The organism is Trichlorobacter sp. (genome assembly GCF_030247655.1).
In the GTDB taxonomy this organism is placed as follows: Bacteria; Desulfobacterota; Desulfuromonadia; order Geobacterales; family Pseudopelobacteraceae; genus Trichlorobacter.
The window spans coordinates 1-11,830 of record NZ_JAOTRZ010000085.1 but is presented as its reverse complement, the minus strand read 5'-3'; the positions used below and the strand labels follow the sequence as shown (position 1 = coordinate 11,830).

Here is an 11,830-nt window from a genome sequence, read left to right as displayed (position 1 = left end):
GTACTATTATCAGTTAGGCGAAAAGCTGGGGGTGGACCGGATTGCCGCCATGGCTGAACGTTTTATGCTGGGGCGCGAGTTGGGGATAGGGCTGCAAAATGAAAAGAAGGGGTTGATTCCCACATCCGCCTGGAAGCTGAAACGTTTTGGTAAAAAATGGTTTCCCGGTGAGACCCTGCCGGTGGCCATTGGACAGGGCTATCTGTTGATGACACCGATTCAGTTGGCCTCCATGGTGGCTACGGTTGCCAATGAAGGGACCATTTACCGGCCACATCTGGTTAAGAAGGTGGTTGACCCTGATGGCAAAACCATTAAGGAATTTGCGCCTGAAACGCTTGGTACCACCGGTATCTCTCCGGCCTCGTTTAAAAAAGTGAAGCAGGGCCTCTATGCCGTTGTCAATGATCCTGGTGGGACTGGTGCCAATGCCCGTTTATGGGATGTCAAGGTGGCTGGCAAGACCGGTACATCTCAGGTCGTAAAACTGGGGGAAGACCGTAAAAAAGCCCGCAAGTACGAACATATGGATCATGGTTTGTTTGTGGCCTTTGCCCCCTACGACAAGCCGGAGGTTGCCGTGGCAGTGGTGGTGGAGCATGGCGGTGGTGGCGGTGCGGTGGCAGCTCCGATTGCCGGCAAGATTCTGCGTAGCTACTTTGATCTGCAGAAGCCGCCTGCGCCAAAGCAACCGCAGGCACAGGAACCACAGGAAGATGAATCGGCTGAAGCACCCGTCAGGCACCATGATAATCAGGCTGAAAGGGGAGCAGACGAGTGATTGACCGACGGCTTGTAACCAGCTTTGACTGGACGCTGATCGGTCTGGTCAGCGTCATCTGTCTGATGGGGATTCTTAATATCTATAGTGCATCAGCTGCCTACAAGCTGGGGGGGACCGCCTATTATATTAAACAGCTGAACTGGATGGCCTTTGGCCTGCTGCTGTCTCTGGTGGTGGCAAGTCTTGATTATCATATCCTTGAGGATTTTTCCTACTGGTTCTACGGTTTTCTTATTCTGCTGCTGGTGGCCGTGCTGGTGGTGGGCAAGCGTTCGCTGGGGGCAACCCGCTGGCTTAACCTCGGCTTTTTTACCATTCAACCCTCAGAGTTGATGAAGATTGTGATTATTGTGACCTTTGCCCGCTTCTTTAATAATTATCATACTGTCGGTGGGCTGAGGGTTAAAGAGATGTTGTTTCCTCTGGCATTGCTGGTGGTTCCAGCCCTGTTGATCATGAAGCAACCTGATCTTGGCACTGCCACTCTGGTTGTGTTGATCGCTGTTTCCATGGCTTTTTATATCGGTTTTCGTTGGTCTACTATCGTAACGTTTACTCTGGTAACGGTCCCGCTTTTCTGGTTTGCCTGGGCGGTCTATATGAAGCCGTATCAGAAAAACCGGGTGCTTGACTTTATCAATCCTGAAAGATCGCGTCTGGGTAGTGGGTATCATATCATTCAGAGTAAAATAGCCGTTGGTTCCGGTGGGTTCTGGGGCAAGGGCTATGTTAAGGGGACCCAGGCTCAGCTGCGCTTTCTGCCGGAACAGCATACCGATTTCGCTTTTTCTGTCTTTGCAGAAGAATGGGGCTTTGTCGGTACTCTGATTTTGATTGTGCTGTACCTCTGTCTGATTCTCTGGGGGCTGAATATCGCCCGGCGCTGCAATGACCGGCTTGGCGGTCTGCTGGCGGTTGGCGTGACTGCAATGTTGTTTTGGCATACGATTATCAACATCGGCATGGTCATCGGTCTCTTTCCGGTGGTTGGAGTGCCGCTGCCGTTTTTCTCCTATGGTGGTACCTCCATGATCACCTCCATGGTCGGTGTGGGTATTTTGCAGAGCATCAGTATGCGAAGGTTTATGTTTTAGTTTTTATGTGCTAGAGTTCATCGGTTTTTCATGTATGTATCAGTTATAGAGCCTGGAGATATTCAATGATAAGCAGCCTGATTCGCAAGGTTATTGGCAGTAAAAACGAACGTGAACTGAAACGGCTCTGGCCGATTGTGGCAAAGATAAACAGCCTTGAACCACAGATGCAGGCCTTATCCGACGAAGCGCTACGGGGCAAGACGGCGGAGTTTAAGGAGCGTTACAGCAGGGGGGAGTCCCTTGATTCCATGCTTCCCGAGGCGTTTGCCGTCTGTCGTGAAGGCGGGCGTCGCGAGCTTGGGATGCGCCATTTTGATGTGCAGCTGATCGGCGGTATGACCCTGCATGCCGGCAAGATTGCCGAGATGAAGACCGGTGAAGGCAAGACCCTGGTGGCGACACTGGCGGCCTACCTGAATGCGCTGTCTGGCAAGGGCGTACATGTGGTTACGGTTAACGATTATCTGGCGCGGCGTGACTCGGAATGGATGGGTCGTTTGTATGGTTTTCTGGGGCTTACCACCGGCGTGATCCTGCATGGTCTGACCGATGAAGAACGCCGTGAAAACTACGCTGCCGACATTACCTACGGCACTAACAACGAGTTTGGTTTTGACTATCTGCGTGACAACATGAAGTTCTCGCTGGAAGATTATGTGCAGCGTGGCTTTAACTTTGCCGTTGTTGACGAGGTTGACTCGATCCTGATCGACGAGGCCCGTACACCGCTGATTATCTCCGGCCCCACAGAAGAATCCACTGACAAATACTACGTCATCAACCAGATTATCCCCCGTCTGGTGCGGGGTGAGGTCAAAGAGGTTGAGGCCAATACCATCTCCGGCAAGAAAAAGACCTATACCGGTGATTACACCATTGATGAAAAGGCCAAGAGTGCCACCCTGACGGAACAGGGTGTTTCCAATGTAGAAAAACTGCTCAAGATCGAGAACCTGTACGACCCTCGCAATATCGAGACCCTGCACCATGTCAATCAGGCGTTGCGTGCCCACGCCATGTATAAGCGGGATGTGGATTATGTGGTCAAGGATGGCGAAGTGCTGATTGTTGACGAGTTCACCGGTCGTCTGATGCCTGGCCGGCGCTGGTCCGATGGTCTGCACCAGGCTGTTGAGGCCAAGGAAGGGGTGCGGATCGAGAGTGAAAACCAGACTCTGGCCACCATCACCTTCCAGAACTACTTCCGGATGTATGCCAAGCTGTCCGGTATGACCGGTACTGCCGATACTGAGGCAGAGGAGTTTCACAAAATCTACAAATTGGATGTGACGGTGATTCCCACCAACCGTATCCTGCTGCGTCCAGATTACCCTGACGTGATCTACAAGACGGAGCAGGAGAAGTTTACTGCAGTCATTAACGATATCAAGGAACATTACGAAAAAGGGCAGCCCTGCCTGGTGGGAACCATCTCGATTGAAAAATCAGAGGTGCTGTCTGAACTGCTACGCAAGCAGGCGGTGCCTCACTTTGTCCTGAATGCCAAGCAGCATGAAAAAGAGGCTGAGATTGTTTCTCAGGCTGGACGTAAAAAGATGATCACCATAGCCACCAACATGGCGGGCCGTGGTACCGATATTGTGCTGGGTGGTAACCCGGATAGCCTGCTGAAACAGTGGAAACTGGCCAATCCAGAAGCCACTGAAGAGCAGGCCACCGCCATGCTGGCGCAGTTCAAACAACAGTGTGCCACTGAGCATGATGAGGTGGTGGCTTTGGGCGGTCTGCATATCATCGGTACCGAGCGCCACGAATCCCGCCGGATTGATAACCAGTTGCGGGGCCGTTCCGGTCGTCAGGGTGACCCTGGCTCATCCCGTTTCTATCTCTCGCTGCAGGATGATCTGCTGCGGATCTTTGGTTCCGAGCGGGTGGCAAAGATCATGGACTTCCTCAAGATTGAAGAGGGGGAGGCGATCACCCATACCATGATCAACAAGTCCATTGAAAATGCCCAGAAGAAGGTGGAGGCCCATAACTTCGAGATTCGTAAACACCTGATTGATTACGATGACGTCATGAACAAGCAGCGTGAGGTCATCTATACCCAGCGCCGCGAGATCCTGGCTGGTGAAGATATCCGCGAGAGTTTTCTTGAGATGCTGGATGACACCATCGGTGATATTGTCAAGGCCTATGCCTTTGAAAAGGATGCACCGCTTGAGTGGGATTGGGAGTCGCTGTCCGAGACCGTTTTCCGCTGCTTCTCGCTGCAACTGGAACTGACCCGTGAGATGATCGCCCGCCTGAATGCCGATGGTCTGCAGGCCATGCTGAAGGAGCAGGTCCACGCCATTGTCAATCGCAAGGCTGAAGATCTTGGTGATGAACTGATGGATCATCTGATCCGGGTGGTGATGCTGCAGGCGATTGACGTCCACTGGAAAGACCACCTGCTGAATATCGACCATCTCAAAGAAGGGATCGGGCTGCGCAGCTATGGTCAGAAAGATCCCAAGCAGGAGTACAAGAAAGAGGCCTTCCACCTCTTTATGGAGATGATTATCCGTATCCGTGAGGAAACCGTTGAAAAGGTCTTCTGGGTTCAGATTGAGAAAGAAGAAGATATTGACGAGCTGGAAGAAGAACAGGTGGAGCGTAGCCGTAAGATGTTCCAGGCCATCACGGTTAATGATGATGAGCACCCTGCCGAGCCTGCCAAGAGCAAGAAAAATGCCGGTCGTAATGAGGCGTGTCCCTGTGGCAGTGGCAAAAAATATAAAAAGTGTTGTGGTAAATAGCCATGTCGTTAAAAGGTTTTACTTTTTCAGTTGTAGAAGCAGCCATCAAGAAGCCGGGGCGTAAGGATCTGGCCCTGATCTTTTCCGGGACTCCGGCAACGGCTGCAGCGGTCTTTACTACCAACGCGGTCAAGGCGGCTCCGGTGCTGCTCTCTGCTGAACGGATTGCCGGTGGTAAGGCCCAGGCCCTGGTGGTGAACAGCGGTAACGCCAACGCCTGTACCGGCGCCCAGGGCATGTTGGATGCCCGTACGACCAGTCAGTTGCTGGCAGAGGGATTGGGTATTGCAGAGGAGCTGGTGCAGGTCTCGTCCACCGGTGTAATCGGTGTGCCACTGCCGATGGAACGCCTGACCGCAGCCATTCCCGCTCTGGTGGCCGGTTGCGGCAGTGCAACTATTGATGATCTGGCAGCGGCCATCATGACCACCGATACCTTTCCCAAGGCTGCCCAGCGGAGCGGCAGTGCAGGCGGTGTCAGCTATACCGTGGCCGGTGTTGCCAAAGGGGCTGGTATGATCATGCCCAATATGGCCACCATGCTCTCCTTTGTGTTGACTGATGCAACGATTGATCCTGCCTTGATCGATAGCATCTTCCGTCGCAGTGTTGAGCGCTCTTTTAACGCCATTACCATTGATGGTGATACCTCCACCAATGACACCTGTCTGCTGATGGCCAATGGTGCTGCGGGAACGCCGGTTATCACTGCCGGATCAACGGAGGCTGAGGAGTTTGCCCGACTGCTTGATGAGGTGTTGCTGGATCTGGCCAAGTTGATTGTTAAAGACGGCGAAGGTGCCACCAAGTTTGTTGAGATCCGCATTACCGGTGCTGATTCTGATGCCGATGCCAAGCGGGCTGCCATGGCAGTTGCCAACTCTTCGTTGGTCAAGACCGCCTTTTTTGGGCAGGATGCAAACTGGGGCAGGATCTTTGCGGCAGTTGGTTATTCAGGGGCCAAGGTAAATCCTGACCTGCTGGCGCTCTGGTTTGATGATGTCTGTATGGCTAAGGCAGGTATCTTCAGCGGTGGTGATGCCGAGGCCAGAGGCACCGAAGTGTTGCGCAAAAAAGAGTTTCGCGTGCTGGTCGATCTTGGGGTGGGGCAGGGGAGTGCAACGGTCTACACCTCTGACCTGTCCCACGAATACGTCAGTATCAACGCAGATTATCGTACCTGATTCCCAACGGGAGGTAGCACGATGAAAAAGCTGCTATCGGTTCTGTTCGCACTGCTTCTGGTTGCCATGGCTGTCCCGCTCTGGGCAGGGTCACTCAGCATTACCGAGTTGGCTGTTACCACCAAGGTGTCAAAGGGCAAGCCAATCGATGCGGTGCATCGTATTTCTCATCGTACGGTCAAGGCGTTATACTGCTTTAGTCGTACGCAGACCGATGACACTGCTGAAACAATGATAAAACATGTTTGGTCGCGGGGCGGTCAGGTAATGAAAGAGACGGATCTGGTGGTTAAGGGGAAACGTTGGCGGGCCTACAGCACCCTGCCGGTTGATGCCTCAAGTGTGGGCAACTGGCGTGTTGATGTCAAGGACGTGGCAGGAACGGTTATCAAATCAGTGGAGTTCAGGATACAGTAAATGAAGATGCATAGAGTACCCTCAAGCCGCCTGATGGGCGGCTTTTTTCTGCGCCCGAGCGTGGGCATAATGCTCCTTATTGTCACTTGCAGCCTCTTTTGTTCGCCTGTTGAAAGGGCTTATGCTGAACAGGATCCGCTGCAGGAACTTGGGCGAACCGCAGTGCTTGATACCATGCTGCAGAATGCGGTCAGAAGGGGCCTGATTAGCGGTGCAGTGGTACTGGTGGGCAACCGGAATGGCACGCTCTACACCCATGCCGCAGGACGTGCAGGTTTTGAACCTGCTTCCCGACCGCTTACGGTTGGGACTGTTTTTGATGTCGCCTCCCTGACCAAGGTGTTTGCTACGACACCAGCAGTCATCAGGCTGATGGATCAGGGGGCGCTTTCGCTGCTTGATCCCCTTTCCCGCTGGTTTCCGGAGTTTAGGGGCAAGGAGATAACGGTATTACACCTGCTGACCCATACCTCCGGGTTGCATGACGGTATGCTTGACCCTTCTGCACCACTGGAAAGCGCCATCAGTCGCGCTGCTTCCCAATCATCTGACAAACCGGGTACCCGATTTCTGTATGCGGATATCAATTTTATCCTGTTGGGTAATCTGGTCCGCAGGATCAGCGCCTTTGGGCTTGATGGCTATTGCCAGGAGGCGTTCTACCAACCGTTGGGGATGAGGTCTACCAGCTTCAACCCGGTTGCAAATAACAATACAGCGGCAACTCTGGGGGGCCGTAACGGGGTATTGAACGGTGTAGTACAGGATGATAATGCTCGTCTGTTGGGAGGGGTGGCTGGTCACGCAGGTCTGTTCAGTACTGCCGAAGATCTGGGACGGTTCTCCAGGATGTTGTTGAGTGGTGGTACTCTGGATGGACAACGGGTCCTTTCGTCGCGAGCCGTTGCCCAGATGACCGCCCCCTATTTTTTTAGAAACGGGAAAATTGTACGTGGGCTTGGGTGGGATAGAGAGTCGCCATTTTCTGCACCAAAAGGTGCACTTTTCTCTGAAGTCTCCTATGGTCACACCGGCTACAGCGGCTCATCGGTCTGGATTGACCCGGAGGCAAATCTGTATGTTGTATTGCTGACAACCAGGCTTGATTACCGTAACCGGCGTGGTTTTAACCGGTTGCGGAGTGACATCTCGACCCTTGCGGCGGCACTGTTTGCAGGGCATGAAAAAATGGCTGACGCACAAATGCCCCAAAATACTGTGCCTTGACACTCGTGGGGCCGTATGTTAGTGTCTTCCACGTTTTGTGCCAATTCTTCTGTAGCGCATCATCAGCAATCCTTGCGGGGAGGGACCGATGGGCAGCATCTCAATACTTCTGGCCGATGACAGTATTACTATCCAGAAAGTCGTCGGAATTATTTTCGGGTCAGACGACTATACCCTTACCGTGGTTGATAACGGCAAGGCTGCCGTGCAAAAAGCACAGGAACTTCAGCCGGATGTATTGCTGATAGATGCCCTGATGCCGGGCATGAGCGGTTATGAAGTCTGTGAGGCGATCCGTAAGGATGCCGCCCTTGCTTCCAAGCCGGTTTTGCTTTTAACCGGTTCCTTTGAGCCGTTTGACGAGGATAAGGCGCGTCAGTGTGGTGCTGATGACCATATTGTCAAGCCGTTTGAATCCCAGCAGATTGTTGCCAAAGTACAGGAGCTGTATCAGCTTGGTCTTAATCGTACCGGTGGCGCTGCAGTTGCTGCTCCGGAGGTTACACCTGCTGTTTCTCCGGTTGAGGCAACCATTGCGGAAGAGCCGTTTGCCTTTGAACAAACGGCCTCACCCTTTGCAGAAGTTCCTCCCGTGACTGAGCCAACAGTTTCCTTTGAACCTCCTGCGGCACCTGCTGCAACCTTTGCAGCTCCTGCGTTTGAACCTGAACCGGCCCGCTCTCCGGATGATCCCTGGGGTGCCTTTACCCCGCAGCCTGCTGCGGTAACTGCGGTTGAGGAAACGTTTGTGTCTCCTTTTGAGACCAATCAGGTTGATACTGTTGCACCTGTAGAGGCAGCTGTAGCACCTGTAGTACAATCACAGCATGATACTATAGGCTCTTCGTGGGTGCCGGTTGAGGAACAGACCTTTGAGTTCCGTGAAGAGCCTGCAGAAGAAGTTTCAGAACCTGCAACCGCGTTCAGCCCGGATGCCTTTGAGCCGATAGCTGCCGTAGAACCGGTCATGGAGCCGGTCATGGAGCCGGTTGCTGAACTGCCTTCGCAGGTTTTTGCTCCGGTTGAAGCTGCTGCCGAGCTGCCGGTGGTTGCGCCTGTTGCCGGTGCCGTTGCTTTGACAGATGAGCAGTTGAAGACTGCTCTCTTGTCAGCTTCAAAAGAAACCATTGAGCGGATTGTCTGGGAAGTGGTACCTGATCTGGCGGAAGCCATGATCAAGGAAGCAATCAAGCGGATCACTGAAGCCAAATAACGGTTGACACATACTGGTTACAAATGGGGATGGCAACATCCCCATTTGTGTTTGCAAGGAGGAACACCATGATCAGACAGGCAATTGCAAAAGTGGTTGAACTGCATGACCTGCGCGAAGGTGAGATGATTGAGGTGATGAACCAGATCATGTCTGGTGAATGCACCCCAGCTCAGATCGGCTCGTTTATCACTGCCCTGCGGATGAAAGGGGAGACTGTTGAAGAGATCAGTGGTGCTGCGCGGGTTATGCGGGAACGGGCCACACCGATCCGGGTCGGACGCAACGTGCTGGACATTGACCGCGACGACATCAACCTTGATCAGGAAACCATTCTGGATGTGGTTGGCACCGGCGGTGACGGCACCAACACCTTTAACATCTCCACCACGGTTTCATTTGTTGTCTCGGCCTGCGGTGTCAAGGTGGCCAAACATGGTAACCGTTCCGTCTCCTCTGCCTGCGGTAGTGCCGATGTTCTTGAAAAGCTGGGTGTCAACCTGGATATCACTCCGGAACAGGTTGAACGTTGCATCAATGGAATCGGGATCGGCTTCCTGTTTGCCCCGGCCCTGCATGGTGCCATGAAACATGCCATCGGTCCCCGCCGTGAGATCGGCATCCGCACCGTCTTTAACATCCTGGGGCCGCTGACCAACCCGGCCAATGCCGATTGTCAGGTGATGGGGGTCTACCGGGAGGAACTGGTTGAAAAAATGGCCGGCGTGCTGCACCGCCTGGGCTGTAAGCGCGGTTTTGTCGTGCATGGCAGGGATGGTATGGACGAGATCACTCTGACCGGTGAGACCGCAGCGGCAGAAGTAACTCCAGATGGTGTGCGGCTGTTTACCATCACGCCGGAAGAGTTTGGCTTCACCCGTTGCAGCATGCAGGCGCTCAAAGGGGGCGATGCCGCTGTCAATGCCGCTATCGTCCGTGCCGTTCTTGCGGGCGAACAAGGGCCAAAGCGTGAGATCGTCCTGTTGAACGCTGGCTATGCCCTGCTGGCTGCCGGACGCTGTGCCACGGTAGCTGAAGGGGTCACCCAGGCTGCCAGTGCCATTGATTCAGGTGCTGCCCTCATGCAGATTGAAAAGCTGGCCACACTCACCAACTAAGAGGACTCTGCAATGAGTGATACCCCTGATATCCTTAAAACCATTGTTGCCCACAAGCGGGAAGAGGTTGCTGCAGCACGTCTGGCAGCCTCAATTGACGAGCTTAAGGTAAGAATTTCAGACCTTGAAGATACCCCCCGCGGTTTTGAGCGACATCTGCGTGACGCCGTGGCCTCGGACTGGACCGCTATTATTGCCGAGGTAAAAAAGGGCTCACCCAGCAAAGGGGTGATCCGGGATGATTTTGACCCGCTGGAGATCGCAGAGATCTACCAGAACAACGGCGCCACCTGTCTCTCTGTGCTGACCGATGAGAAGTTCTTTCTGGGACACCTGCGTTTTCTGGCCCTGATTCGTGAACAGGTCGGTCTGCCGATGCTGCGTAAAGACTTTATCATTGATCCGTTTCAGGTCTATGAAGCCCGGGCAGCCGGTGCTGATGCCATCCTGCTGATCGCCTCCATCCTGGAACCTCAACAGATCGTTGATCTGGCAGGTGTCGCCCGTTCTGTGCATCTGGATATTCTGTTAGAGGTGCATGACGAAGCAGAGATGGAGATCGCCTGTAAAACCGATATCGGTCTGATCGGCGTCAACAACCGTAATCTGCGTACCTTTGTCACTGATCTGGGCACCACCGAGCGTCTGGCAAAGATGCTGCCTGCCGGACGCCTGTTGGTGGCTGAAAGCGGCATCAACAACCGGACTGACATTGAGCGATTGCAGGCTGGCGGCGCTGGTGCCTTCCTGGTTGGCGAATCTCTGATGCGGGAAGAAGATATCGGCGCAAAGTTGCAAGAGCTGCTTTCATAGGATATCTGCACCATGCAGACCGTACATGTTGTCTTCAATCCTACCTCTGGCAGCTATTCCACTGCTAAAGCTGAACAGATCCTTACCCGCTTGAGGGCTGTCGGGCTTGACCCGCAGCCCCTGCTTCCCCGGAGCCTTGCAGAATCCATGCAGGCCGTTACCAACCTCTGTAACACGACAACATCACCCACCATTATCGCTGTTGGCGGCGATGGCACCATCAACACCGTTATCAACAGTATGCCCCAAGGTAGCGCCACCCTGGGGATCATCCCCCTTGGCACCGCCAATGTCATGGCCCGGGAACTGGGCATATCCTCCCAGCAGGATGCGATTGAGCGGATTGCCCGTGGCACGCTGCGGCCTTTCACGGTTGGTGAAGCCAGCTCCAGTAACGGAGTCAAACGTTTTGTCCTGATGGCCGGTATCGGTGCCGATGCCGAGGCAGTTGCAGATGTGCGCTCATCAGAAAAACGGTTGCTGGGGAAGGGGGCCTATGTTTTGGCAGGCCTGCGACGCTGTATCAACTGGGATAATCGTCTGATTACCGTCAGCTGCAACGGACAGACACGTCACTGCAACAGCCTGATTGTCGCCAATGCCGCCCACTATGCCGGTCCCTACTGTCTGGTTCCCCAGGCCAGTCTCTTCACCCCCCAACTGGTGGTTGCCCCCCTGCCGTTTCGTACCCCCCTGGGCCTGCTTCGCTTCACCGCCACCGTCTTTTTGCGGGGCAGATATGACGCGCCTGATGCCCTCTGCGTCAGTCAGGAATCGATCCTGATTGAAACCGACAAGCCGGTGCAACTGGATGGTGACGTTTTTGGAACAGGGCCGCTTACCATCAGGCCGATACCTGATTTTAACAACCTGATAGTCTAACGCTGGTCAGCCCGTATTAAATGCGGGCTTTTTTATTGCCTGAATTTGAAAATGACCTATTTTGTCATACTGCTGTGCTAGGGTGAAAATATGCATAGAATTGTTGTTGTAGATACCGAAACCACCGGGCTTTCGGTCAAAAACGGTGGGCGGGTAATCGAGATCGGCGCGGTTGCCGTAGAGAGCGGTCAGATTGTGGCTGAACTGGCAACCCTGATCAACACCAACACACCGATCAGCTACGGCGCCTGGCGGGTACATGGCATCTCAGAACAGATGCTGGCAGGCAAGCCCGCACCGGAAGAGGTCTGGCCCTGGTTTCTGGAGTTTGTT

11 protein-coding genes are annotated in these 11,830 nt (G+C 53.8%); all 11 read left to right on the top strand.

The features are described from left to right. Nucleotides 1-781, top strand: a 781-nt coding sequence (locus OEL57_RS09140; protein ID WP_300739848.1) for a penicillin-binding transpeptidase domain-containing protein, incomplete at its 5' end; no start/stop codon positions are given. Then, on the top strand, nt 778-1,878 hold the full coding sequence (gene rodA, locus OEL57_RS09135) for a rod shape-determining protein RodA (RefSeq protein ID WP_300739846.1): 1,101 nt from the start codon (nt 778-780) through the stop codon (nt 1,876-1,878). The genes OEL57_RS09140 and rodA, both read left to right, overlap by 4 nt. 65 nt (nt 1,879-1,943) lie before the next feature. After that, nucleotides 1,944-4,643 carry a preprotein translocase subunit SecA gene (gene secA / locus OEL57_RS09130; RefSeq protein ID WP_300739844.1) on the top strand — a complete coding sequence of 900 codons (2,700 nt, stop codon included), beginning with the start codon at nt 1,944-1,946 and terminating at the stop codon, nt 4,641-4,643. A gap of 2 nt (nt 4,644-4,645) precedes the next feature. After that, complete coding sequence (gene argJ / locus OEL57_RS09125; RefSeq protein ID WP_300739842.1) at nt 4,646-5,827, top strand: bifunctional glutamate N-acetyltransferase/amino-acid acetyltransferase ArgJ; 1,182 nt, start codon at nt 4,646-4,648, stop codon at nt 5,825-5,827. 21 nt (nt 5,828-5,848) lie between these two features. After that, nucleotides 5,849-6,244 (top strand): DUF2914 domain-containing protein, encoded by a 396-nt coding sequence (locus tag OEL57_RS09120; RefSeq protein WP_300739840.1) that lies wholly within the window; start codon nt 5,849-5,851, stop codon nt 6,242-6,244. Next, the gene (locus OEL57_RS09115) at nt 6,245-7,471 is read left to right on the top strand and encodes a serine hydrolase domain-containing protein (protein ID WP_300739837.1); all 1,227 of its coding nucleotides are present in this window, start codon (nt 6,245-6,247) and stop codon (nt 7,469-7,471) included. It abuts the gene before it with no gap. Between the two features lie 88 nt (nt 7,472-7,559). Then, on the top strand, nt 7,560-8,684 hold the full coding sequence (locus OEL57_RS09110) for a response regulator (protein ID WP_300739835.1): 1,125 nt from the start codon (nt 7,560-7,562) through the stop codon (nt 8,682-8,684). 68 nt (nt 8,685-8,752) lie between these two features. After that, a complete protein-coding gene (gene trpD, locus OEL57_RS09105) occupies nt 8,753-9,802 on the top strand; it encodes an anthranilate phosphoribosyltransferase (protein WP_300739833.1) in 1,050 nt (349 codons plus the stop codon). Nucleotides 9,803-9,814: 12 nt separating this feature from the next. Next, nucleotides 9,815-10,615, top strand: a complete 801-nt coding sequence (gene trpC / locus OEL57_RS09100; RefSeq protein WP_300739831.1) for an indole-3-glycerol phosphate synthase TrpC — start codon at nt 9,815-9,817, stop codon at nt 10,613-10,615. A gap of 12 nt (nt 10,616-10,627) precedes the next feature. Beyond that, entirely contained in the window at nt 10,628-11,497 is an 870-nt protein-coding gene (locus tag OEL57_RS09095; RefSeq protein WP_300739829.1) for a diacylglycerol/lipid kinase family protein, read from the top strand. Between the two features lie 90 nt (nt 11,498-11,587). Then, a partial coding sequence (locus tag OEL57_RS09090) for a 3'-5' exonuclease (protein WP_300739827.1) occupies nt 11,588-11,830 on the top strand: 243 nt, incomplete at its 3' end.